General features: G+C 66.5%; 17 protein-coding genes. 8 read left to right on the top strand and 9 right to left on the bottom strand.

Going from position 1 to position 23,888, the window contains the following annotated elements; genetic code table 11:
- Nucleotides 1-114: 114 nt before the first annotated feature.
- Nucleotides 115-621: a peptidylprolyl isomerase gene (locus EBB56_RS11270; RefSeq protein WP_108132719.1), complete on the bottom strand. Its 507-nt coding sequence runs from the start codon at nucleotides 619-621 to the stop codon at nucleotides 115-117.
- Nucleotides 622-643: 22 nt separating this feature from the next.
- Entirely contained in the window at nucleotides 644-1,186 is a 543-nt protein-coding gene (gene rfaH, locus EBB56_RS11265; protein WP_045994239.1) for a transcription/translation regulatory transformer protein RfaH, read from the bottom strand.
- 215 nt (nucleotides 1,187-1,401) lie between these two features.
- Between rfaH and EBB56_RS11260 the strand changes: the two genes are divergently transcribed.
- Nucleotides 1,402-2,778 carry an AmpG family muropeptide MFS transporter gene (locus EBB56_RS11260; RefSeq protein WP_045994240.1) on the top strand — a complete coding sequence of 459 codons (1,377 nt, stop codon included), beginning with the start codon at nucleotides 1,402-1,404 and terminating at the stop codon, nucleotides 2,776-2,778.
- A 215-nt stretch (nucleotides 2,779-2,993) separates the two neighbouring features.
- Here the strand turns inward: EBB56_RS11260 and EBB56_RS11255 are convergent, their stop codons facing one another.
- The gene (locus tag EBB56_RS11255) at nucleotides 2,994-4,835 is read right to left on the bottom strand and encodes an SEC-C domain-containing protein (RefSeq protein ID WP_045994241.1); all 1,842 of its coding nucleotides are present in this window, start codon (nucleotides 4,833-4,835) and stop codon (nucleotides 2,994-2,996) included.
- Nucleotides 4,836-4,903: 68 nt separating this feature from the next.
- Entirely contained in the window at nucleotides 4,904-6,148 is a 1,245-nt protein-coding gene (locus EBB56_RS11250) for an AarF/ABC1/UbiB kinase family protein (protein ID WP_108447712.1), read from the bottom strand.
- Between the two features lie 206 nt (nucleotides 6,149-6,354).
- Here EBB56_RS11250 and EBB56_RS11245 point away from each other — a divergent pair, with 206 nt between their 5' ends.
- The 7 genes from EBB56_RS11245 (at nucleotide 6,355) to EBB56_RS11215 (ending at nucleotide 15,432) form a co-directional block, all read left to right on the top strand.
- Nucleotides 6,355-8,289, top strand: a complete 1,935-nt coding sequence (locus tag EBB56_RS11245; protein ID WP_045994243.1) for a DNA topoisomerase III — start codon at nucleotides 6,355-6,357, stop codon at nucleotides 8,287-8,289.
- Entirely contained in the window at nucleotides 8,286-9,299 is a 1,014-nt protein-coding gene (locus tag EBB56_RS11240; RefSeq protein WP_045994244.1) for a ketopantoate reductase family protein, read from the top strand. Before EBB56_RS11245 ends, EBB56_RS11240 begins: the two co-directional genes overlap by 4 nt.
- A 363-nt stretch (nucleotides 9,300-9,662) precedes the next feature.
- Entirely contained in the window at nucleotides 9,663-10,322 is a 660-nt protein-coding gene (locus EBB56_RS11235; protein ID WP_124804388.1) for an outer membrane beta-barrel protein, read from the top strand.
- Between the two features lie 334 nt (nucleotides 10,323-10,656).
- Nucleotides 10,657-11,910, top strand: a complete 1,254-nt coding sequence (locus EBB56_RS11230; protein ID WP_045993194.1) for a M20 family metallo-hydrolase — start codon at nucleotides 10,657-10,659, stop codon at nucleotides 11,908-11,910.
- 136 nt (nucleotides 11,911-12,046) lie between these two features.
- A complete protein-coding gene (locus EBB56_RS11225) occupies nucleotides 12,047-12,247 on the top strand; it encodes a hypothetical protein (protein WP_045993193.1) in 201 nt (66 codons plus the stop codon).
- Complete coding sequence (locus EBB56_RS11220) at nucleotides 12,244-13,836, top strand: sodium:solute symporter family protein (RefSeq protein ID WP_108447706.1); 1,593 nt, start codon at nucleotides 12,244-12,246, stop codon at nucleotides 13,834-13,836. The genes EBB56_RS11225 and EBB56_RS11220 overlap by 4 nt, the downstream gene beginning before the upstream one ends.
- Nucleotides 13,837-13,956: 120 nt before the next feature.
- Nucleotides 13,957-15,432, top strand: a complete 1,476-nt coding sequence (locus tag EBB56_RS11215) for a sigma-54-dependent Fis family transcriptional regulator (RefSeq protein ID WP_124804387.1) — start codon at nucleotides 13,957-13,959, stop codon at nucleotides 15,430-15,432.
- A 127-nt stretch (nucleotides 15,433-15,559) separates the two neighbouring features.
- Here the strand turns inward: EBB56_RS11215 and ppc are convergent, their stop codons facing one another.
- The 5 genes from ppc to cysM form a co-directional block, all read right to left on the bottom strand.
- Nucleotides 15,560-18,208, bottom strand: coding sequence for a phosphoenolpyruvate carboxylase (ppc, locus tag EBB56_RS11210; RefSeq protein WP_124804386.1), 2,649 nt, complete (start codon nucleotides 18,206-18,208; stop codon nucleotides 15,560-15,562).
- Nucleotides 18,209-18,296: 88 nt separating this feature from the next.
- Nucleotides 18,297-19,178, bottom strand: a complete 882-nt coding sequence (gene mazG / locus EBB56_RS11205; protein ID WP_124804385.1) for a nucleoside triphosphate pyrophosphohydrolase — start codon at nucleotides 19,176-19,178, stop codon at nucleotides 18,297-18,299.
- Nucleotides 19,175-21,433 (bottom strand): GTP diphosphokinase, encoded by a 2,259-nt coding sequence (gene relA, locus EBB56_RS11200; RefSeq protein WP_045993189.1) that lies wholly within the window; start codon nucleotides 21,431-21,433, stop codon nucleotides 19,175-19,177. Before relA ends, mazG begins: the two co-directional genes overlap by 4 nt.
- Nucleotides 21,426-22,880: a TRAM domain-containing protein gene (locus EBB56_RS11195; protein WP_124804384.1), complete on the bottom strand. Its 1,455-nt coding sequence runs from the start codon at nucleotides 22,878-22,880 to the stop codon at nucleotides 21,426-21,428. The genes relA and EBB56_RS11195 overlap by 8 nt, the downstream gene beginning before the upstream one ends.
- Nucleotide 22,881: 1 nt before the next feature.
- A complete protein-coding gene (gene cysM / locus EBB56_RS11190; RefSeq protein WP_124804383.1) occupies nucleotides 22,882-23,778 on the bottom strand; it encodes a cysteine synthase CysM in 897 nt (298 codons plus the stop codon).
- Nucleotides 23,779-23,888: the final 110 nt, after the last annotated feature.

Here is a 23,888-nt window from a genome sequence, read left to right as displayed (position 1 = left end):
ACCGCGAGACATCGGCCCGCCATGACGACGAAAAAGCCGCCTTCAACAGGCGGCTTTTTCGTCGTCTGTGGCACCCTTTCAGCGAAAGCGCCTCCAGCTACCACTGCCGGGACCCTAGAGGACCTTGCGGTCCTCCACCTCGGAGGCCTCGGTGCCGGGCGGCAGCGGGTGCCCCTTGGCCAGTTCGGCGCGGGTCGCCTGGCGAATATCGAGCACCTCGAGGCGATACGACAGGGTCTCCCCGGCCAGGGGGTGGTTGGTGTCCACCACCACGCTGTCCCCCTTGACCTCCACCACGCTGACGATCTGCGGGCCGGCATCGCCGGGGGTCTGGAAGCACATGCCGGGGCGCAGATCGGTACCAGGAAAGGCCTGGCGTCCCACCTCGCGCACCAGCGACTCGTCGCGCATGCCATAGGCCTCGGCCGGGGACAGGGTGACACTGAGGCGACTGCCGACCTCGGCGTCGACCAGGGCCCGCTCGAGGCCTTCCATCAGGTTGCCGTGGCCGTGCAGATACTCCAGCGGCTCATCGCGCTTCCAGGAATCATCCAGGACGTCGCCCTGCTGGTTGCTCAGGACATAGTGCAGACGCACCACACACTGGGGAGAAACTCTCATCTCGGGCTCCTTGGGGTCGACATCAGTCCTGGCGCTTGAGCGCGGCGACGGGCATTTCCAGGCGCTGCTGGCGATGCAGCATGTTGAGCAGCACGATCGCCCGCTCTTCGCCCTTGTGGCTCTCGAACACCGCCTTGAGGTCCTTGAAGGGTCCGTCGGTGATCTCCACCGACTCTCCGGCCCGGAAGTAAAGCTGGCCAGGATCGTCGTCCTTGGCTTCGCCGTGCTGGCGCAGCAGGTCGATCAGCTCATCGCTGACCGGCACCGGCATCGACAGCCCGAAGGTCACGATCTTCAACACTCCGCGGGTCGAGCGAATCGGGCGCCAGTTGCTCTCGACCTGGTCGAGCCGCAGAAACAGATAGTAGGGGAACAACGGCTCCTCGACCCAGGTCAGCTTGTTGCGGCGCTTCTTCTGCACCTCCAGCACCGGATGAAAGAGCTCGTATCCCTGGTTGGCCAGATGCTCGGCGGCCCGGAACGACTCTCCGCCCTTGCACTGGACCACGTACCAGCGCGGGGTGGCATCGCCCCCCAGGCCCGCCTCGATATTGCTGTGACTCATGTGACTCCTTCCAGACTCAACCACCACCAGCCACCAAGCCGGCAGTATCGCCTGTCATTGACGCGGTTCCCGGTGCGTCCCGAACGACCCTTGATGATCACCGCTGGTATCGCCCCTGCGGCTTTGCAACAATTCGTCGAGCCGCACCGAGATGTTGCGCGCATTTTACCATTCGGAAGGCGGCCTGTGGCCGACCAACTGCAAGGAGGCTATCCATGCCCACCTCGTCCGGCCAGCATCCCTGGGTCGACGCCCTGCGCGTCTACCTGCGATTACCCGTGCTGGCCATGCTGTTTCTGGGCTTTTCTGCGGGCCTTCCCTTTCTGCTGGTGTTCTCCACCCTGACCACCTGGCTGCGTACCAGCGGGGTCGAGGTCGCCGCCATCGGTTTCTTCTCGTGGATTGGACTGCTGTACTCGATAAAGTTCTTCTGGGCACCGGTGGTGGACGCCTTCCGCCTGCCGCTGCTGACCCGCCTGCTGGGCCAGCGGCGCAGCTGGATGCTTGCCGGCCAGGCGCTGATCATGGGCGGCCTGCTGGGCCTTTCGTCACTCGACCCGGCCTCCCAGCTCGGCGCGGTGGCGCTGTTTGCGCTGATGGTGGCCTTCGGCTCGGCCACCCAGGACATCGCCATCGACGCCTTTCGTATCGAGTCGGCCGAGGACGAGGTCCAGGCAGCGATGGCGTCCACCTACATCATCGGCTATCGCGGCGGCCTGATCATGGCCGGTGCAGGGGCGCTGTATCTGGCGTCGGCCTTCTCCTGGCAGGTGTCCTACCAGTGCATGGCGGCACTGACGGCGGTGGGCATGATCACCGTACTGCTGCGTCCCGAGCCGCCGCGCCAACCGCTGGCCAGTCGCCTGGCCAAGGAGCCCCGGGTGCGCGCCTTCCTGCGGGCCAGCCGCGGCCGGCCCGCATGGGTCCGGCGCACCGGCGCCTGGTTGATCGGCTCCGTGGTCTGCCCCTTTCTCGACTTCTTCGGGCGCTTCGGACTGGGCGCACTGGGACTTTTGCTGTTTATCGGCATCTATCGCATCAGCGACCTGGCGATGGCCTCGATGGCCTATCCGCTCTACGTCGACCTGGGCTTCAGCCTCGACACCATCGCCACCGTGACCAAGGTGTTCGGCGTCATCATGAGTCTCCTCGGCGGGTTGGTCGGCGGGGTGCTGGTGGTGCGCTACGGCATCGGACGCATCCTGGTGCTCGGCGCTACGGCCACCGTGCTGACCAACCTGATGTTCGCCTGGCTGGCGCTCAGTGGCGCCCAGCACTCGCTGCTGGTGCTCACTATCGTCGGCGACAACCTCAGCAATGGCCTGGCAAGCGCGGTGTTCATCGCCTTCCTGTCGAGCCTGACCTCGCGGGCCTACACCGCCACCCAGTACGCCCTGTTCTCGTCGTTGATGACGCTGCCCGGAAAGTTCCTGTCAGGCTTTGGCGGCCTGGTGGTGGAGGGCATGGGCTACCCGAGCTTCTTTGTGCTGGCCTCGGCGCTGGGCGTACCGGCCATCCTGATGGCGCTGTGGGTCTGGCGACACCATGTGCGCGACCCAGGGGATCACGCCGTCAGCCTCGACAAGCCATGACGCCATCGATGCAGCGTGCATAACCAAAAGAGGGCCGACGTTGTCGGCCCTCTTTTTCCATGGTGCTTCAGCGTTTGGCCCCGTAACTGGGGGTCTGAGTAGACCTTCGGCGCTACGCGCTCCCAGGCTCAGCCGGAGCCGTCATCCAGCGCAGGCAGCGATCCCCCCCATTGCTGAACCCGCCTTGTAGTGCGCGCCTTGAGCGGGGCTTGCGATCAACCGCGCCGTCCGCTGCGCTCCTCAAGCCAGGCCAGCGCGCCCGGTGTGCTGCGCCACTGATCGCGCATCAGGGTACGGTACTGCCAGGCCTCGGCGCGGGTGCCGGGCTCGGCCAGTTGGCCATTGCCGGGGGTGGCGCCACGCTTGGGGTTGTCGCTGCAGAGAAGCGCCACCGCGTGGGCGTTGTGGCGCTGGGCGCTCTCCAATGCCAGGGCCGCGTCGTCGAGCTGGCCCAGTCGGTACAGCGCCAGCACCTGACCCATGTACATGCCCAGCAGCGGCGTCTCGTCATCGGCAGGGCCGACCTCCAGGGCCTGGCGGCTGATCTCCAGCGCCTCGTCGTCGCGGCCTTCACGCAGCAACTGGTCGAGCACCAGCTCGCGCAGACCCAGACTGTCCTGCTCGTCCAGCGACAGCAGCAGCTCGGCCAGTTCCCGCGAGTGCTGGCGGGAGCCGCGCTCCATGCCCACCACCAGCGCAAGCCCCGCCCGCAGCAGCTGGGCGTTGTCTTCCTGGTCCCACTGGAAGGCGCCGTCGCCACTCTGACGAATCTGCAAAAGCCAGCGTTCGAGACGCTCGGCCAGGGGCTCGAACAGACTCGGCGCCATCCACGGAAGACTGCCAAAACGGCTGGTCAGCGCCAGCGACACCGACTGCAGTACCGCCGGTGAATCAAGCTGTTCGGGGTTGGCACACAGCGCCGGCAACCAGGCTGCGGCATTGAACCAGGGATCTCCGAGAAAGCCCATCGGCGCATCCGGGTCCACGTCGACCTGGAAACCCTCCTGGAAGGCGGCGAACAGCGTGTCCTCCCGCGCCGTGGAGCGATACAGCAACTGCCCATCTTCCTCCACCACCTTGATCGGCGGGGGCGGCGGCAACTCCGCCAGCAGGGTCTGCAGGCCCACCAGGGGCTCGCCGAGATCCTCTTCGGCGCACAGCAGCTGATCGGCCAGGGTGGCGCCGGGGTTGTCGGCCAGGTCGGCCAGGAACTGCAGCTGGTCGGGGTCGAGATCACCCTGGCGGGTCAGCCGCCGCAGCCAGAAGCGCGAGCGCTCCATGGCTTCCTCGTCGTGACCTTCGTGGAGCAGCAGCATGGCCTCGATATAGGCCAGGGTCGGCGAATCGGGAAGGGCCTGCTGGGCACGCACGAAGGCCGAGCGAGCACTGTCGAGATCGTCGTTGTCCAGGTGCATCAGACACAGCCGCTCCAGCGCCACGCCACGCAGGAACATCGGTCCCCGCTCCAGCACCTCGTCCAGCAGCGCCTCGCGCTTGCGGTGGAAACCGCGCTCCTGGAAAAGGTCCAGCAGGATCTCGAAGGCGGGCTCGGCCTGTTCCGGCAGGCGCTCCCAGTCGGCATTGTCGAACAGTGACTCGAGGATCTGCTGGGCACGTCCTCGCTGGCCCGATTCGGCGGCGATCAGCCCCGCCTCCAATAGCGCCTGGGCAGGGGCGCGACCACTGGCCAGGGCAGCCTTCAGCGTCTCCCCTTTCCACTCGCGCAGCGACAGCATCCACATCAGATGAGGCGGCAGGTGACCGGGCAGGCTGACGGCACCGCAGCACTGCTTCATCTTGCGTCCAGAGTCGCACCAGCAAGGCTCGTTGCGGCCAGGGCGTGCCAGGGTTTCACAGGCGAAGTCGAGACGTGCCAGGGGCGTCTGGGACCACAGTTCGGGAGCCAGCGCCTGGGCCAGGGCCTTGTCACCGCCCACGCAGGCAGGCCCCTCCTCGCGCGCCCAGCTCATCAAGCTCGGATAGCGTTCATCCTGCCGAATGGCTGCCAGGGCGCCCGCGGCAAAACCCAGCAGTTGATCCACCCATAACGCCAGCATCGCTATCTCCCCGAAATTGAAAACGGCACAGTCTAACAGTGCATGCACCGGCTGGGCAGACCCGCGCCTCAGACGGCGTAGGCATCCAGCAACTGTGCACTCCGTGAATGCATGTCCAGGCGCCCCTCGAGCCGCACCAGGTTCCAGTAATGACCATTGAGCGTACGCGCCAGCAACAGCATGCCGGCAGGGGGCTGCAGGCGGTCCAGCGCGCCCCACACCCGGGGGCTCAGCTCGCGCAGACGCCGATGCACCCGTACATCGCCGAAGTCCTGCTCACCGGGCGCAAACAGCGGCGACACCGCTTCCGCGGATTCGCGATACAGCGCCAGCGGCGCGCCCTCTCCCTGTCGACCGCCGAGCCCGCGCACGGCCTCATCCATGGCCATGGGGTCGCCGTCCAGGGTTGCCCCAAGCAGCGCCACCAGACCGGCCAGCCGCTCCCGGGGGACCGCGATCACGGCACCCAGGTCATACACCACCAGCCGGCCCTGTTCATCGACGGCAAAATTGCCGGCGTGGGGATCGGCGTGCAACTCGTGGTGGGTGAACAGCTCCTCGGTGATCCAGTCCGCCAGGGTGCGCGACACCCGCTGCCGCAGGGCATCGTCGGCACCTTCGAGGTCACGCAGGGGCGTCCCCGGCAGATACTCCATCGCCAGCACCCTTGGACCACTGAGTTCCTTCACGGGCTGCGGCATCACCAGGTCGGGGTGATCGGCATAGCGCCGCCGGTAGCGCTCCAGTGCGTCCGCTTCGGCGCGATAGTCGAGCTCGCGCCGCAGTCCATCGGCGAGTTCGTCGAATAGAGCATCGAGGCGTGCCTGGGACACCTTGAGCCAGCGACCCAGTCGCAGCAGCCTTCTGACCTGCACCAGGTCCTGTTCCAGCACCCGATCGAGCCCCGGGTACTGCACCTTAAGCACCAGGGTACGACCGTCCCGGGTCCGGGCCCGATGCACCTGTCCCATGGAGGCGCTGGCAAAGGGCTCGGGCTCGATCTCGTCGAACAGGGCATCGAGGTCGCCGAGCTCTGCCTCAAGCGCCACCTTGATCTCGGCCCAGGGCGCCGGAGCAGCATCCTTCTGTAGCCGGGCAAGCTCTTCGGCCAGGGCCGGGGGCAGCAGGTCATCCCACTGGGACATGACCTGAGCGATCTTCATCGCCGGCCCCTTGAGCTCGGAGAGGCCTTCAAACAGCGACTCGCCGAGCGCCTGCCAATCGGCCTTGCCGCCGATTCTCGAGCGCAGCAGGGTCGATCCGGTACGAGCGGACAACCCGAGCATCCGGCGTGTCCGGCCTGACTGACGCATGCTGCCTCCTGCCCGTACGGGCGCCCTGCAAGATGCTGGCAACGCTGGCCTCACCGGGAGGATAGCGCGTCACAAGACGGTCACCTTACCCGCATCTGCACACAAAAATGATATAGGACTTGTACACTTTTCACTCCATGGTACACCTGGCATCTCATCACACATACTGGAAGAATATCCAGACGATTCACCCGCACCGGTGCGCTATGCGATTGATCATTGCGGAAAAACCGAGCCTGGCTCGCTCCATCGCCGAGGCGCTGCCCGGGGCAGCACAGAAAAAAGACGGCTACCTGTCCGTCGGCGACACCGAGGTCACCTGGTGCCTCGGCCACCTGCTGGAGCAGGCGCCGCCGGATGCCTACGACCCGGCCTTCAAGCCCTGGCGACGCGACCACCTGCCCATCGTGCCCGGTCAGTGGAAGCTGGTGCCCAGGCCCAAGGCCCGCGGTCAGCTGTCGGTGATTCGTGCGCGCCTGAAACAGGCACGCCAACTGGTACACGCCGGCGACCCGGACCGCGAGGGCCAGCTGCTGGTCCAGGAGGTGATCGAGCACCTGGGCTGGAAGGGGCCCGTCCAGCGTTTGCTGATCAACGACCTCAACCGGCCTGCGGTGGCTCGAGCACTCGGGCGGATCGAGGACAATGCCAGGTATTACCCGCTCTACCGCGCCGCCCAGACCCGCGCCCGCGCCGACTGGCTGTACGGCATCAACCTGACCCGCGCCTGGACCCTGATCGGCCGCCAGGCGGGCCACGATGGCGTGCTGTCGGTGGGGCGCGTGCAGACGCCGGTGCTCGGCCTGGTGGTGCGCCGCGATGAGGAGATCCGTCATTTCACGCCCTACCCCTTCTATGTGCTGTGGGCTCACCTGCGCGTCGGCGCCGGCACCTTGAAGGCCTGGTGGGTCCCCGGCGAGTCCCATCGCCTGGACGAGCGCGGTCGGCTGCTCGACGCCGCTCCTGCTCAGACGCTGGCAGAGCGCCTGCCGGGTGCTGAAGGCCAGGTGAGCAGCGTGGACTCCCGTCGTCGTCGCCAGCCGCCGCCCTTGCCTTACTCTCTGTCGGCGCTGCAGGTCGATGCGGCACGCCGCCACGGGCTCTCGGCCAAGGCGGTGCTGGACATCTGCCAGCGCCTTTACGAGCGCCATCAGTTGATCACCTATCCGCGCTCGGACTGTCGCTACCTGCCGCGTGAACACCTGGCGAGCCTGCCGGGCCAACTGGCCAGCGCCTGTCGCGATGACACCACCCTGTCCGGTTGGCTGGCCAACGCCGACATGGGGCTTCGCTCACGCGCCTTCGACGACGCCAAGGTCGGCGCCCACCACGCTCTTGCCCCCACCGGCAAGCCCTTCGTTGCCGAGCGCCTGTCGCGTCAGGAAGCCGACGTCTACCGTCTGATCGCGCGCAACGTGCTGGCCCAGTTCTATCCGACGCTGGAAACCCAGGAGGTGAAGGCCGAGTTCCGCCTGCTGGACGAGCGCTTCCAGGCCTCCGGCCAGACGCTGCTGGTGCCCGGCTGGAAGCCCCTGTTCACCACCCGTGACGAGCCACCGCCGTTGCCGGCGCTGGTCGAGGGCGAGGCCTGTCAGGCACTGGAGGCCCAGGTCGAACAGCGCGAGACGCGCCCACCGGAGCCGTTTACCGATGCCAGCCTGATCAAGGCCATGATGAATATCGCCCGCTACGTGGAGGACCCCGAGGTACGCCGCACCCTCAGGGAAACCGACGGTCTGGGTACCGAGGCCACCCGTGCCGGCATCATCGAGACGCTGCTGGAGCGCGGCTATCTGGTGCGCAAGGCCAAGGCGCTGCGCGCCACACGCCTGGGGGTGGGTCTGATCCACTCGCTGCCCGAAGCGGTCAGCCGCCCGGAGCGCACCGCCCTGTGGGAACAGCGGCTGGAAGGCATCGCCGAAGCCCAGGCCGAACCGGAACCCTTCGTCGCCCAGCTGGTCGAGGACCTTCGCACGCTGGTGGGCAGCGCCGACAGTCAGCGGCTGAGTGCCGCCCTCGGCGCCGCCCAGGGCGAGTCGCCGGAAGCCGGCCCCGCCAGCAAGCGAGGCCGCCGCACCAACTCGCCACGCCGCAGCGCCGGGCGTAAACGCCGCCCCTCCCGTAAAGGCAGCACCACATGACCACACTGATCATCGGTCCCGGCGCCATCGGCCGCCTGCTGGCCTGTCGGCTTGCGGCTGGCGGCCAGAGCGTACGCCTGCTGGGGCGGCGACCGCTGCCGACGAACCAGACCCTGACCTCACCGGATGGCACGACCCAGCGCCTTGAACTGGCCACCACCACCGAGCCACGCCTTGCCTGTGTCGATGTCGACCAGGTCATGCTGACCACCAAGGCCTACGCCGCCAGGGCAGCCTTCGCTGCGGTGGCCGACCATCTGCCTGCCGCCACACCGCTGGTGCTGTGGCAGAACGGGCTGCGCGTGCAGCGACCCTTGACCGATACCTGGAGCGGGCCGGTGCTGTGCGCCTCCACCACTGAGGGCGCCTTTATCAAGGCGGACGACAGCGTCGTCCACGCCGGCCAGGGTCAGACCGTCATCGGTCATCTCGACGGTGGCCTCGACGGCCATCCAGGCGAAGGCCACGGCCCCCACACCCACCCCCTCCGGACTGACGCTCTCCAGACCCAAGCCCTCCAGACCCAAGCCCTGGCCAGATCACTGGCCACCACCCTGAGCGCCGCCGGCCTGGCCACCGAGGCGGTGGACGATATCGCCACCCGGCTGTGGCACAAGCTGGCGGTGAACGCCGCCATCAACCCCCTGGTGGCACGCTACCGACTGCGCAATGGCGAGCTGCGCGGGCATCCTTACCGCGACATGGTCGACGCCACCGTCGACGAGGTGGCGCAGATCCTGGCGGCACTGGAGATTCCCGCTCCCGCCATCGACGTTCCCTCCATCAACATTGCTGCCAGCGACGTCAACGATGGCAACCGCGCCTGGCGCGCCCTGGTCTGGCAGGTCATCGAGCGGACCGCCGCCAACCGTGCCTCGATGCTGCAGGATATCGAGGCCGGCCGGCCCACCGAACACGACGCCATCCTCGGCCCGCTGCGCGAGGCCGCCACACGCCTGGGCCTCCCTTGCCCCCAGCTCGACGCGCATTGGCGCTTTCTGAATGCCTGAAACGAGCAAACCCAGGCTGGCGGTACACAAAAGCGATTGCTATTTTAACGGTTGGCAGTGATTCGACTCCCACCTGAATATCGACTCGAATCACCTTGCCGGGCCGGCCCTCGAACAAGTCCGTGTCCCCGCATACGGTCTTGCCCTTGTGAGCCATGTTCACTACGAGCTGCGCTCACACTGCGCCGTGTTCTCGATCAGCCTCGGTCAAAATGAGCCGCGTCAAGATTGAGAGCCAAGGTGAGAGCTGAGGTTGCTGAGATTTAAGTTGGCTGAGTCTAGAATTGAGTGCCGAGCCCTTGAATAAAACCGAAGCATGATCGATCAGGTGCCACCCGCGGAGGCTATTCCGCCAGGACAACCATGATGACTGCTTGTCGCTTGCCCTCTCTCCCCGCTCGACGCCCGACGTCGCACACCTTGCTGGCGGGCCTGCTTGCGGCACTGACCCTTGTCGCCTTCTCGGCCCCTGTCCTGGCGAGCGAAGACGCTGCCGACCCGCTGGCCGACAATGACGCTTCCCACTCGGCCACCCCGGCCTTCTCCGGCATGGGCCAGGAAATCGTCAGGCTCGACAGCGGCGTCCTGGTGCAGGGTGACAAGGTCCACACCCCCGACGGCTACACCTCCGGCTTCCGCCTGACCGCCGGCATGGCGCCACAGCAGGAAAGCGGCTGGGACCTGGGGGCCGAGTTGCGCTATCGACAAAGCGATGACGTACCCATGTCTTCCAGCGACAGCCAGCATGTCCAGGACGTGACCAGCCTGGGGGGCAGCCTGGTCGCCGGCTTCCGTGTCGGCCACTTCGGCGTCTACGGCAAGACCGGCATGGCCCAGTGGGTCAGCGATCCGGTCACCGGTCGCAACACCTTCGATTCCACCAGTGGCTCCACTCGGGTCCAGGGTCTCGGGGCCCGCTGGATGACCCGCAGCTGGATCGGCCAGGTCGAGTTCGAGGAGGTCAATGACCCCGAGCTTGAGCATCTGAATATGATTACGGCCTCGTTCCACCTCCCTTTCTAGGGCTCGTCTGAAAAGTGCCTGCGCTCGGTAATACGGCGTTAAAAATCGGCTGGTGCGCCAGCCCGGTCAACATGCTCATTTACACCACGTAAACTGCGCTGTCTCACCGATTTTTGCCTTGTCTAACCTTCGCTCGTCGACTTTTCGGACTGAGCCTAACACCGCCGGCAAACCGAGTCGGAATCGACTCGCTCGCGTTACACGCAGTGACTCTTGACGTCGCCTTGCGCCATACCTCATCTTTATGCGCTTGTTTTAATGACATTTTTCTGAGTACGGCATGAGAATAGCTTGGTGGTTTGGCATAACACCAAATCACAAGGAATCTCCTGCCATGTCATCGACACCCCACCGTTCCATCGATATCGACGCCAACCGCCTGTGGGACAGCCTGATGCAGATGGCCGAGGTCGGCCCTTCCCCCAACGGCGGCAGCCGCCGCCTCGCCATGACCCCTGAAGATGCAGATGGGCGCCGCCTGCTGCTGGACTGGGTCGAGGCGCTGGGCTGCACCTGGCAGCGTGACAAGGCCGGCAATCTGTTTATCCGGCGTGCCGGACGCGAGGACCACCTGCCCCCGGTGTCCATGGGTAGCCACCTGGATACCCAGCCGCTGGGCGGACGCTTCGACGGCGTGCTGGGGGTACTGGCGGGCCTGGAGGTGCTGCGCAGCCTTCACGACAACGCCATCACCACCCGCCGACCGTTGTCATTGATCGTCTGGACCAACGAGGAAGGCAGCCGCTTCGCCCCGGCCATGGGCGGTAGCGGCGTCTGGACTGGCCGCCTCGATGAGGCGACCTTCTTCGGCGCCAGCGACAGCAAGGGCGTCACCCTGGGCGAGGCCATCGCGGCCTGCGGCGAGGCCGGCGATCTGCCCCTGGGCGAACCCGAGCTCGACGCCTACTTCGAGCTGCACATCGAGCAGGGCCCGGTGCTCGAGGAGCAGGGCCATCCCCTCGGCATCGTCACCGGGGTCCAGGGCATCCGCTGGTACGACCTGAGCCTGCGCGGCCAGTCGGCCCACGCGGGCCCCACGCCGATGAGCTATCGCCGTGACCCATTGCTCGCCGCCACCGCCATGATCCAGCGCATGCGCGAGGTGGTCATGGCGGATCCGGACAGCGCTGCGCGCCTGACCGTGGGCGACTTCCAGGTGGTCGAGCCCTCGCGCAACGTGGTCCCCGGCGAGGTCCGCCTGCTGCTGGACCTGCGCCACGTCAGCGACGAACGCCTCGATGCACTGGATGCCGAACTGGAACGTCTGGCCAGGGACGCCGCCGACGCCGAGGGCGTGGAGCTGACGTTCGAGCGCCGCTGGCATTCTCCGGTCACCCCCTTCGACGACGCCCTGATCGACTCCCTGCGCGAGGCCGTCAAGGCGCGCGAGCTCGATGCCCCCTGCATGATGAGCGGTGCCGGGCACGACGCCGTGCACCTGTCCCACGTCACCCCCACGGTGATGATCTTCGTGCCCTGCCGCGACGGCATCAGCCACAACGAGGCCGAATACGCCGAGCCTGAGCACTGCGCGCTGGGCACCCAACTGCTGTGCGACGCGGTGCTGGCACGCGCCGAGCGCGACTGAGATCGCCATCAGCGCCCTGAACAACACACAATGAATCGATTTCGATTCATCGAGTCGGAATAGCATCAAAGGCCCTTTGCCCGATCAGCCGACTCGCTCCCCGGACGCTCAGGCCATTCACAACAAGAGACATTTTATGGACATCAACTCCCATGTGCTGCTGCTGTTTGCCAACGCCTTTCTGACCACCGCCCTGTCGGTGGTCATCGTCGGCGTCATCCTGCTGCGCGAATACCGGCCGACCATTCGTCGCCTGAAGGACGAGGCAGCGGCTTCGTCTTCAGCCGACACCACCAACCACAACAAGACTTCATCTGACCTGAGAGACCTGTCATGACCCTGGCCATCTTCGCCATCGTACTGACCGCCTACGTGGCGGTGGCGGCCCTGCTGGCACGCCGTATCAAGAACAAGGACGACTTCTACGTCATGGGTGAGCAGGGCTCGACGCTGCTGATCGTCGGCACCCTGGCCGCCACCTTCCTCAGCGCCGTGACCCTGATGGGGATCGCCGGCATCTCCTACAGCGAAGGCCCGCTGGTGATCGCGGCGCTGGGCTCCTTCGGCGCCTGGGTCGGCACCCTGATCGCGGTGGTGTTCATCGGTCGCAAGCTGAAGGCGCTGAACTGCCGCACCATGATGGACTTCTTCGACTACCGCTTTAACAACAAGTGGGTCAGCGTGGTCGCACTGATCCTGATGGTGATCGGCCTGCTCGGCTACGGCATCATCCAGCTGATCGGCGCCGGCCTGGTGCTGGCCGAGATCATCGATATCCCCTTCCCGGTGATCATCGTCGCCTTCACCCTGGCACTGCTGGCGTTCTGTTCGCTGTCCGGCATGTATGGGGTGGTCTACACCGACACCATGATGTTCTTCACCATGCTGGCCATCGCCTTCGTCATCGCACCGATGTTGATCGGCGACGCCGGCTTCGAGGCGATGAAGGGCCTCGGCGAGACCCTGCCCGGCTTCTGGACCGTGGGGGGCGCCAACGACCGCCCGCTGGGCTGGTCGATCTCCCAGTTCCTGGTGTGGATCCTGTTCTTTGCCTGCACCCCGGCGCTGGTGTCCCGCGTCTTTCCGGCCAAGAACGACTTCGTCATCCTCAAGGTGGCGGTGATCGGCGTGTTCTTCGCCCCGGCCATGCAGCTGCTGGTGTTTCTGGCGGCCAGCGCCATGCAGGTGATCCAGCCCGGCATCGAGCCCACCGACCGCGCCATGATCGTCGGCTTCATGGAACACACCAACCCGACCCTGGCCGGTATCGGCCTGGCCGGCCTGATGGCGTCGATCATGTCCACCGCCTCGACACTGTTCGTGCTGACCGGCTTCGCCCTGGCCCGCGACCTCTACGAGAAGTTGTTCGACCGTGAGGTCAGCGAACGCAAGGGCGTGGTACTCGGCCGCATCTCCCAGGCGGTGGTAGCGCTGGTAGTGTGCGCCGTGGCGATCTCGCGCCCGGCGGGCATCTACTGGATCTCGATCTACGCCGGCGCGATCTTTGCCGTGGCCTGGCTGCCGACCATCGTCGCCGCCATGCACTGGCGTCGGATGAACGCCAACGCCGCGCTGGCCTGCATGCTGGTGGGCTCGATCACCTTCATCGTGGTGGGCGAACTCGAGCGCCACGGCCTGATCAGCCTGCCGCTGCATATCGACAACCTGCAGGTGGCCATCCTGCTCGGCACCCTGGCGCTGATCGCGGTGGGACTGAAGAGCCAGCCTTCCGAGTACGAGCTCAAGGTGTTCGACGACATTCGTGCAAGGCGACTGTCCGATACCACCATCCGCGACATCCTGGCCCGCCCCGATGGCGCCCGCGAACTGGTGCGCGAATACCGCCAGGTGTGGGGCATCATGGTGCTGTTCGTGATCATCGCAGGCGCCCTGTGGGGCTATCTGTTCAGCAAGCTGGGGACCTGAGCCCACCGTCACCGCTGCTGTCACTGATCCACCAGGCCGGCGCCGTGAGGCGCCGGCCTGGCTTTACTAACACGCGCTCCCGGCACACCATTGACGTTCTGGACCCTGCCTGGAGCCTCGATGAACCACGGCCCCCTCATGCCCCGACAGCTACTGGCCATCCTCAACGCCCTCGAGGACGGCATCTTCATCACCGACCTCAAGGGACGCCCGCTGTGGGTCAACCAGGCGAGCCTGTCGCAGCTCGAGGCCAGCGCAGAACACCTCTACCAGAGCGACGTCTATCAGCTCGAGGAGGAAGGGGTATTCTCGCCCTCGGTCACCCGCTTCGTGATCGAGGAGCGGCGACCGGTCAGCGTGGTCCACCGTTATCGCGGCAAGGACTACCTGGTCAACGGCAGCCTGTTTCACCTGGGCGGCGACCCTTCCGGTGAACCCGATGCGGTGCTGGTCCAGGCCCGCAACCTGGACCGCGATGTACTGGCCTCGCGCTCGCCGGACACCACCCAGGCGCTGCTCGATCACGTCATGCATCAGCTCAAGCGTATCCGTCAGGAGCAGGTAGCGGCGGAGGCCAGTCCCGCCTCATCCAGCCGCAGCCCGCGCTATCGCCGGTGCCTGGAGCGCCTCGAGCGCGCCGCCGCCAGTGACACCACGGTGCTGCTCAGCGGCGAGACCGGCGTCGGCAAGAGCTGGCTGGTCAATCGCCTGCACCAGTTCAGCCCGCGCTCGGACAAGCCGCTGATTCACGTCAACTGCGCGGCGATCCCCGAGGCCCTATTGGAAGCCGAGCTGTTCGGCCACGAGAGCGGCGCCTTCACCGGCGCCCATCGCGACGGGCGGGTCGGCTACGTGGCCCTGGCCGAGGGCGGCACCCTGTTTCTGGACGAGATAGGCGAACTGCCGCTGACGCTGCAGCCCAAACTGCTGCAATTGTTGCAGGAACGTCAGTACCACCCGCTGGGCGGCAAGCCGCGCAAGGCCGAGGTGCGTATCGTCGCCGCCACCAACGCCGACCTGGCCGCCCGGGTGCGGGATGGCAGCTTCCGCGCCGACCTGTACTACCGACTCAATATCGTGCCCATCGAGATCCCACCGCTGCGCGAGCGCGCCGAGGACATCCCCGGTCTGGCCAATCAACTGCTGGCCAGGATATCCCGCCGCCTCAAGCGCCGTATCACCCTGGAGCGCGACGCGCTGAGGGCGCTGACCCACCACTCCTGGCCTGGCAACGTGCGCGAACTGGAAAACCTGCTCGAGCGGCTCAGCGTGTTCTGTGAAGACGACACCATCGGCATCGACGATCTCGCCCTCGACCACCCGGAGCTTGTGCCCGCTAGCCTTGCCGACCGCGTTTCCCTCAACAGCTCGCGCAAGAGCTCCTGGCAAGACGACGGCCAAAGCGACGGTGCTCTATCGCTGCCACTGGACGATTCCCGCCCCCTGCCCGAGCGCTTGGCCGAGATCGAACGCCAGGCCATCGATGACGCTCTGTCCCGCGCCGGCAGCACCCGCAAGGCAGCCCAGGACCTCGGCGTCAGCCAGTCCTGGTTGATGCGACGGCTCAAGCGTGATCGGTCGAGCTCGTCCGACTGAAACGTCGGCATCCACAACACATCCCGAAACGCCCGACCGACACACCCAACCGATACGCTCACCCAAGACGCCAGCGCCCGGCCATCTGGCCGGGCGCTGGGTGTTCAGGGTAACGCTTGCGGTGGCGTCAGCCGGTGTTGCGAAGGCCAGCGGCGATTCCCGCCATGGTCACCATCAGGGCGCGGGACAGGTCCGCGCTGATGGCACCGTCGGCGTCGCGGTTACGCTGCAGCAGCTCGGCCTGCAGGCCATGCAGCGGGTCGATGTAGGGGTTGCGCACCTCGATGGCCTGGCGAATCAGCGGCGTCTTCTCGAGCAGCTCCTGCTGATCGAGGATCTTCAGAAGCTCCTCGTTGAGCCTGCCGAAACGCTCGCGCAGGCGGTTGCCCAGGGCCTCTAGACTCGGCTCGTCCACCAGACGATGCTCGTAGTAGGCGGCCAGCTCCACGTCGGCCTTGGCCAGCAGCATCTCGAGCATGTCCAGGTAGGTGCCGAAGAACGGCCACTGCTCGCGCATCTCCTGCAGCACCTCGAGTCCGCCGGGCTCGGCCAGGCGGGTGGCGAAGGCCTCGCCGGTGCCGAGCCAGGCCGGCAGCATCAGACGGATCTGGGTCCAGGCGAAGATCCAGGGGATCGCGCGCAGGGTCTCGACGCCACCGTCCTGACGCCGCTTGGTCGGCCGTGAGCCCAGCGGCAGGCGACCGAGCGCTCCTTCCGGGGTGACGGCACGGAAGTACGGCACGAAATCGGGGTCCTGGCGTACCACACCGACGTAGGCACCGTGGGCGATCTCGGCCAGGCGGTCCATCTCGTCGCGCCAGGCCGGCTTGGGCTTGGGCGGCGGCAGCAGCGACGCCTCCAGTACCGCGCAGGCGTAGATCTCCATGGAGCGCAGGGCGATATCGGGCTGGCCGAACTTGAAGCGGATCATCTCGCCCTGCTCGGTCACCCTGAGGCTGCCGTTCACCGAGCCTGGCGGCTGGGACAGGATGGCGGCGTGGGACGGACCGCCGCCACGGCCCACGGTGCCACCGCGGCCGTGGAACAGGGTCAGGTCGACACCGTGGCTTTCACAGACATCGACCAGCGCCTCCTGGGCGCGGTACTGGGCCCAGGCCGCCGCCAGCTGGCCGGCGTCCTTGGCCGAATCGGAGTAACCGATCATCACCTCCTGGCTATCACCTGCGAACTGGCGGTAGCCGGGCAGCGCCAGCAGCCGATCGATGACGTCGCCGGCGCGATTGAGGTCGTCCAGGGTCTCGAACAGCGGTGCGATGGGCATGCCGACACGGCCCCCCACCTCTTTCATCAACAGCGCCACGGTGAGCACGTCCGAGGGCTGCGCGGCCATGGAGATGATGTAGGTGCCCAGCGCCTCACCGTGCTCGGCGGCGACCACCTGGAAGGTGTCCAGGGTCTCGCGGGTCTCGGCGGAGCACTCCCAACGCCGCGGGATCAGCGGGCGGGTCGACTCGAGCTCCGCCAGCAGGAAGGCCTGGCGCTGCTCCTCGCTCCATTCGCGGTAGTTGCCCAGGCCCAGGTCGTGGGTCAGTTCTTCCATCACCAGGGCGTGGCGGCTGGCCTCCTGGCGCAGGTCGAGCTTGGTCAGGGTGACGCCGAATACCGCCACACGGCGCAGGGTATCGAGCAGCACACCGTTGGCGATGGTGTCCAGGCCGACGTCGCACAGCGAACGGTAGCAGGCCAGCAGCGGCGCATAGAGCTGGTCCCGGGTCTCGATGATCGGCCCGCCGTCATAGCTCTTGCCGTCCAGTTCGGCCTTGGCCCAGTCACGGGTGGCCTCGACCTTCGCCACCAGACGCTTGAGCAGCTCGCGATAGGGCTCGGCGACGTTGCCGACTTCGGCACGCAGGGCACTGTTGGTGCTCCACATGGACAATTCGATCTTGAGCTGCTCGAGATCACGCAGGTACAGGTCCGCCGCCATCCAGCGGCCCAGCAGCAGCACCTCCCGGGTGACCCGGGCAGTGACGTTGGGGTTGCCGTCGCGATCGCCACCCATCCAGGAAGCGAAACGTAGCGGCGCGGCGTCCAGCGGCAGCCGCTCGCCGGCGCTTTCCAGCAGCAGGTTATCCAGGTCCCGGTGGAAGTCCGGCACCGCCTGCCACAGCGAATTCTCGATCACCGCAAAGCCCCACTTGGCCTCGTCCACCGGGGTCGGCCGGTCGTGTCGGATCTCGTCGGTGTGCCAGGCCTGGCTGATCAGCTCCTCGAGCCGACCCTTGGCCCGGGCCGCCCGCTCGGGGTACTCGCTGGAGGACTCGATGGCGCTGAGGCAGTCATCGATGGCGTCGTACTTCTGAATCAGGGTGCGCCGGATGACCTCGGTGGGATGGGCGGTCAGCACCAGCTCGACGCGCATGTTGGCCAGCGTCTCGACCAGGGTGCGCGACGAGTGGCCTTCGCGCCGGGCGCGCTCGAGCAGCTCACCGAGCACCGGCTGCATCCCCGGCTTGTAGTCCTCAACCCGACGAAAGCGGGCACGGTAGTGCTGCTCGGCGATGTTGGCCAGGTTGAGGAACTGATTGAACGCCCGGGTCACCGGCAACAGGTCTTTCTCCGGCAGCCGGCGCAGGTACTCGATCAGCTCCTGCTGGCCGGCCTCTTCGCCCTGGCGGCCCCGCTTGGCCAGTCCGCGAATCGTCTCGATGCGTGACACGAACTCGGGTCCGAGATCATCGGCGATGGTGCGTCCCAGGCTGTCGCCGAGGATGCGGACGTTATCGCGCAAGGATTCGTGCAGATCGTGGCTCATGGGGTCTCCTTGGGTGTGGTGTCCAGCGGGTCCCGAGCGTGCGGCCCCGCCTTGTTATCGATAGGGTCTGGGGGTCTGGCCGGCCTCGTCAGTCCGTGGTCGGATCGGACGGCTCGGCGCGTTCGGCACGCTTGGCCTGCTGCCAGTGCTCTTCCATGCGCTCCAGCGAGGCCCGACCGAGCGGCGTGTCCTGGGCCTCCAGGGACCGCTCCATATGGCGAAAGCGGCTCTCGAAGCGGTGATTGGTGCCTCTCAGGCAGGCTTCCGGGTCGACGCCCAGGGCGCGCGCCAGATTGACGGTGGCGAACAGCAGGTCGCCCACCTCGGTGGCGGCGTGGTCGCGATCCCCGGCCGAGAGCGCATCGCGAATCTCACCGAGCTCCTCTTCGAGCTTGTCGAGCACCCCGTCGGTGTCCGGCCAGTCGAAGCCCACCCGGGCCGCGCGCTTGGACAGCTTGGCGGCGCGGCTAAGCGCCGGCAGGGTCCGCGGCACGTCATCCAGCGCCGAGACAGAAACCACCGCCTCGGCCTCGCCCTGCGGCGGACCGCTGCGCCCTTCCCGTTCCTCGGCCTTGAGCGCCTCCCAGCGGGAGTGGACCTGACGGGTCTCGACCTCGGCGGCACTGACGCCCTGGCGGCGGGACTCAAGGGTGCCGTCGGGAAACACGTGGGGATGGCGACGCAGCATCTTGTCGGTCAGCGTGTGCACCACGTCATGGAAATCGAAACGCCCTTCCTCGCTGCCGAACTGGCTGTAATAGACCACCTGGAACAACAGGTCGCCGAGCTCCCCCGGCAGCTCGTCGAAGGCGCGTCGCTCGATGGCGTCGGCGACCTCGTAGGCTTCCTCGAGGGTGTGGGGGACGATGGTGTCCCAGTGCTGCTTGACGTCCCAGGGGCAGCCCTGTTGGGGGTCCCGCAGTACCGCCATCAGGGTCAGCAGGTCATCGATGGAATAGCGCCGGCTCATGTGCGACGCCCTCCCTGACCGCGCTTGCGCTTGACCTCGATGATATTGGGCAGCTGCTGGATGCGGGAGAACAGCCGGCCCAGGGTCTCCAGTCCGTCCACCTCGGCGGTGATCGAGATGCGCGCGATGCCGTCGTCGGTGTTGGTCAGGGTGTTGACCGAGAGCACGTTGACCTTGTCCTGGCCGAGCACGGCGGTGACGTCGCGCAGCAGACCGGAGCGGTCCCAGGCCTGGATCTCGATATCCACCGGGTACTGGCTGCTGGAGCGCGCGCCCCACTCCACCTCGATCACCCGCTGGGGCTCGTCGACCCTAAGCTGCAGGATGTTGGGGCAGTCCTGGCGATGGATCGACACGCCACGGCCCTGGGTAATGAAGCCGACGATCGGCTCGCCGGGGACCGGATGACAGCAGTTGGCCATGTTGGTCTTGAGGTTGCCGACGCCCAGCACGGTGATCTCGCCGTCCGGGGTCTTGGCCGGCTTCTGACGCGGCTTGGCCAGCAGCCGGTCGAGGTGCTCCTGCTCATCGCTGTCGCCGAACAGCTGCTGGGCCTGGTGCAGCACCTGACCGATACGCAGGTCGCCGGCGCCAAGCGCGGCGTACATGTCGTCGGCATTGGCGTAGTTGACCTTCTGGGCCAGGGTGGCGAGGTCCATGTCGTGGACATCGAGACGCTTCATCTCGCGCTCGAACAGCGCCTTGCCCTCTTCCAGGTTCTGGTCTCGCGCCTGGTGCTTGAACCAGGACTGGATCTTGGCCCTGGCCCGGGAGGTGCGCACGAAGCCCAGGTTGGGATTGAGCCAGTCACGGCTCGGGGCGCTCTTGTTGGCGGTCAGGATCTCGACCTGCTGACCGGTCTTGAGCTTGTAGGTCAGCGGCACGATGCGACCGTTGACCTTGGCGCCGCGACAGCGGTGGCCCACCTCGGTGTGCACGCGGTAGGCGAAGTCGATGGGGGTGGCCACCCTGGGCAGGTCGATGACGTGACCGTCCGGGGTGAACACATAGATGCGATCCGGCGCCACGTCGCTGGTCAGGCCCTCGCGCAGGTCGCCGAATTCGCCGATCTCCTCGTGCCACTCGAGCACCTGACGCAACCAGGCGATCTTTTCCTCATAGCTGTCGCTGCGGGCATTGGTATCGTGGCCCTTGTAGCGCCAGTGGGCGCAGACCCCAAGTTCGGCCTCTTCATGCATGGCGAAGGTGCGTATCTGGATTTCCAGCACCTTGTTCTCGGGGCCGATGACCGCCGTATGCAGGGACTGGTAGCCATTCTTCTTGGGGTTGGCGATGTAGTCGTCGAACTCGTCGGGCACGGTGTGCCAGCGCGAGTGGACGATGCCGAGCATGGTGTAGCAGTCCTGCACCGTGGGCACCAGGATGCGCACCGCGCGTACGTCGTGGACCTGGGAGAAGTCGATGCGCTTGCGCTTCATCTTTCGCCAGATGGAGAAGATGTGCTTGGCCCGACCGTCCACCTGGAACTGGTGGATGCCCTGGGCCGACATCAGCGACTTCAGGGTCTCCACCACCTCCTGGATGTAGCGATCGCGATCCAGTCGCTTCTCGGCCAGCTGCCGGGCGACGGTCTTGTAGTCGTCCTCGTGGAGGTAGCGGAAGGACAGGTCCTCGAGCTCCCACTTGAGGTGGCCAATGCCCAGGCGGTGGGCCAGCGGAGCGTAGATGTCGAACACTTCGCGGGCGACCCGCACCTGCTTCTCGCGCGGGGCATCGCGGACCTGGCGCAGGGCGCAGGTGCGCTCGGCGATCTTGATCAACGCCACCCTGACGTCGTCGATCATGTTGACCAGCATCTTGCGCAGGTTGTCCTGCTGATCCTGCTGCTGCAGGCCGGCGGTGGTGGCCTGGGTATTGCTGATCGCGGCCATCTGCAGCACGCCTTCGATCAGGCTCGCCACCTCGCGGCCGAAACGCTTGGCCACCTGCTCGGGCTTGATCAGGTTCTCACGCACCGCGCGATACAGCACGGCGGCTTCGATGGCGGTCTGATCCAGGCGCAGCTCACCGAGGATATCGGCCATCTCGAGGCCCATGCGAAAGCTCGAGCCGTCCTTCAACCAGGACTTGTGGGGCCGCTCGGAGGCCTGCTCCAGCGACTGCGCCAGCTGGCAGGCCTCGACCAGTTCACCGGCGTCGGCCAGCTTGACGTCGTCCTGCAGCCGCGCGACCCACTGATCGATATCGACCCGACCATCCGCGGTCAACGGCTGGTCTTCCCGCACTTTAACCATCTTTCCTGACTCCTTGGCGTGGCGACGGCCCCTGGCGTTCGAACAGTACCATCGACTCGAGGTGCGAGGTGTGCACGAACATGTCCGCCATGGCGACCCGTTGCAGACAATAACCCCCCTGCAACAAGTGTGCCGCATCGCGAGAAAGCGTGGCGGGATCACAGGCAATATACAAGACCCGGGACACCGTACTTTTGGCCAGTGCCCGGCACAGCGCCTCGGCCCCTTCGCGCGGTGGGTCCAGTACCACCACCTCGGCATCATGGGTACGCAACAGCCTCGCCACCTGCCCTTCGTCATGCAGGTTGCCCTGGAGGGCAGCCACGTCCAGATCCGCGCCCGCGGCGTTGTCGGCCAGGCGTGCGGTCATCTCCGGCGAGCCTTCCACCGCGCTCACCGCGTAGCCCGACGCCGCCAGCGGCAGGCTGAAATTGCCGATCCCGGCAAACAGATCCAGCAGGGGTTCATCGACCCGGCGAGGTGTCCCCAGCCAATCCAGCGCGGTCTCGATCATGCGCTGGTTGACCTGGGCGTTGGCCTGCAGGAAGTCGCTCGGTCCGACGCCGAGGCTGAGCGGGCCACGCGCCGACGGCACCGTCACCTGGAGTCCTCGGGGCGGGGTCACCAGCCACTCGAAGCGCACCTGTTCACGGCCTGCCAGCACGCCGACGGCGATGCCTCGCTCACCGGCCCATTCACGCCAGCGTGCCAGGTCCGCGGGTTGCTCACGCAGTTGGCGGATCACCAGGGTCACCTGGCCGTCGCTGGCCAGCAGTTCCAGATGGCCGACCTGGCGTGGCGCCTCGAGGCTCGCCAGCTGCTGGTGCAACGGTGCCAGCAGCGACGACAGCTCCGGCACCAGAACGGTGCAGCTCTCCACCGATACCAGTCGGTGACTGCGCCTGGCGCGAAAGCCCAGATGGATGCCGCCGTCGGCATCGACCCTGACGCCCAGGCGCGCACGGCGGCGATAGGCGACGTCATCACTGGCCAGCACCTCGATGCGCTCGAGGTCGACCTCGACGCCCTGACGGGCCAGCAGCTCCGACAGTACGACGGCCTTGTGACGACGCTGGGCGTCGAGTTCCAGATGCTGCAGATCACAGCCGCCACAGCGCTCGATGTAGGGACAGGGCGGCGTCACCCGGGTCGGCGCGGCCTCGATCAGCTCACGCAGGTGAGCCTCGTCGTAGCGCTTGCGGGTGCGATGCACCGCCACCCTGACCCGCTCGCCGGGCAAGGCCCCCTCGACAAACAGGGTCTTGCCGGCGGGCGAACGGGCAATCCCGCGGCCATCGTGGGACAGCCCCTGAATCTCGAGCTCGTCGGGCAGCTCATCGGACGTGTCGGTCTGGTAGGCCCGGCGAGTGTCGGACGGGCGCTTGTGAGCAAGCCCCGAGACACCGGAGCGCTGACGCGGCGGACGGCGTTTTCCCAGTCCAGCCACCTCAGGACTCCGGCGCCAGCAGACCGGTGGAGAGATAACGATCTCCCCGGTCGCAGACGATGAACACGATCACCGCGTTCTCGACCTCTTCGGCCACCCTGAGCGCCCCGGCCAGGGCGCCCCCAGAGGACACCCCCGCCAGGATTCCTTCTTCCCGGGCCAGTCGGCGCATGTGTTCTTCGGCCTCGTGCTGGCCGATGTCCAGTACCCGATCGACCCGCTGGGGTTCGAAGATCTTCGGCAGGTAAGCCTCGGGCCAGCGACGAATCCCGGCGATGCTGGCGCCGTCCTCGGGCTGCAGGCCGATGATCTCGATGTCGGCGCGTTGCTCCTTCAGGTAACGCGACACCCCCATGATGGTGCCGGTGGTCCCCATGGAGCTGACGAAGTGGGTAATCCGACCGTCGGTCTGCTGCCACAGCTCGGGGCCGGTGGTGCGATAGTGACCCAGCGGGTTGTCGGGATTGGCGAACTGATCCAGCGACTTGCCCTCGCCTCGAGCGACCATGCTATCGGCCAGGTCACGGGCCTCTTCCATGCCGCCTTCCTTGCTGACCTCGATCAGCCTGGCACCATAGGCCGCCATGGCCTGCTTCCGCTCGCTGGAGGCGTTCTCCGGCATGATCAGCACCATGCGATAGCCCTTCATCGCCGCGACCATGGCCAGGGCGATGCCGGTATTGCCGGATGTCGCCTCGATCAGGGTGTCGCCGGGGGCGATCTCGCCGCGCTTTTCGGCCTCGTCGAACATCGACAGGGCCGGCCGATCCTTGACCGAGCCCGCCGGATTGTCACCCTCGAGCTTTGCCAGCAGCACATTGTTGCGCCCGGCGCTGATGCGCTTGAGGCGGACCAGCGGGGTCTTGCCGACCAGCTGGTCGAGGTAGGGGAATTCCATAAGACTTTCCTTGTAACGTCATCTGACGCCATTATATCGACGCCCCTCGCCACTGGACAGGCATGGTCCCATGGGGTGACATGGAGACGTACGAGGCGGCGGTGGCCGCT

This window comes from Halomonas sp. YLB-10 (assembly GCF_003856855.1).
Taxonomy (GTDB): Bacteria; Pseudomonadota; Gammaproteobacteria; order Pseudomonadales; family Halomonadaceae; genus Halomonas; species Halomonas litopenaei.
This window is presented reverse-complemented; position numbering and strand designations above follow the sequence as displayed.

What these genes read in the sequence shown, in the direction of transcription:
- EBB56_RS11270 (WP_108132719.1), bottom strand. Translation starts at nt 621, where the DNA reads ATGAGAGTTTCTCCCCAGTGTGTGGTGCGTCTGCACTATGTCCTGAGC.
- rfaH (WP_045994239.1), bottom strand. Translation starts at nt 1,186, where the DNA reads ATGAGTCACAGCAATATCGAGGCGGGCCTGGGGGGCGATGCCACCCCG.
- EBB56_RS11260 (WP_045994240.1), top strand. Translation starts at nt 1,402, where the DNA reads ATGCCCACCTCGTCCGGCCAGCATCCCTGGGTCGACGCCCTGCGCGTC.
- EBB56_RS11255 (WP_045994241.1), bottom strand. Translation starts at nt 4,835, where the DNA reads ATGCTGGCGTTATGGGTGGATCAACTGCTGGGTTTTGCCGCGGGCGCC.
- EBB56_RS11250 (WP_108447712.1), bottom strand. Translation starts at nt 6,148, where the DNA reads ATGCGTCAGTCAGGCCGGACACGCCGGATGCTCGGGTTGTCCGCTCGT.
- EBB56_RS11245 (WP_045994243.1), top strand. Translation starts at nt 6,355, where the DNA reads ATGCGATTGATCATTGCGGAAAAACCGAGCCTGGCTCGCTCCATCGCC.
- EBB56_RS11240 (WP_045994244.1), top strand. Translation starts at nt 8,286, where the DNA reads ATGACCACACTGATCATCGGTCCCGGCGCCATCGGCCGCCTGCTGGCC.
- EBB56_RS11235 (WP_124804388.1), top strand. Translation starts at nt 9,663, where the DNA reads ATGATGACTGCTTGTCGCTTGCCCTCTCTCCCCGCTCGACGCCCGACG.
- EBB56_RS11230 (WP_045993194.1), top strand. Translation starts at nt 10,657, where the DNA reads ATGTCATCGACACCCCACCGTTCCATCGATATCGACGCCAACCGCCTG.
- EBB56_RS11225 (WP_045993193.1), top strand. Translation starts at nt 12,047, where the DNA reads ATGGACATCAACTCCCATGTGCTGCTGCTGTTTGCCAACGCCTTTCTG.
- EBB56_RS11220 (WP_108447706.1), top strand. Translation starts at nt 12,244, where the DNA reads ATGACCCTGGCCATCTTCGCCATCGTACTGACCGCCTACGTGGCGGTG.
- EBB56_RS11215 (WP_124804387.1), top strand. Translation starts at nt 13,957, where the DNA reads ATGAACCACGGCCCCCTCATGCCCCGACAGCTACTGGCCATCCTCAAC.
- ppc (WP_124804386.1), bottom strand. Translation starts at nt 18,208, where the DNA reads ATGAGCCACGATCTGCACGAATCCTTGCGCGATAACGTCCGCATCCTC.
- mazG (WP_124804385.1), bottom strand. Translation starts at nt 19,178, where the DNA reads ATGAGCCGGCGCTATTCCATCGATGACCTGCTGACCCTGATGGCGGTA.
- relA (WP_045993189.1), bottom strand. Translation starts at nt 21,433, where the DNA reads ATGGTTAAAGTGCGGGAAGACCAGCCGTTGACCGCGGATGGTCGGGTC.
- cysM (WP_124804383.1), bottom strand. Translation starts at nt 23,778, where the DNA reads ATGGAATTCCCCTACCTCGACCAGCTGGTCGGCAAGACCCCGCTGGTC.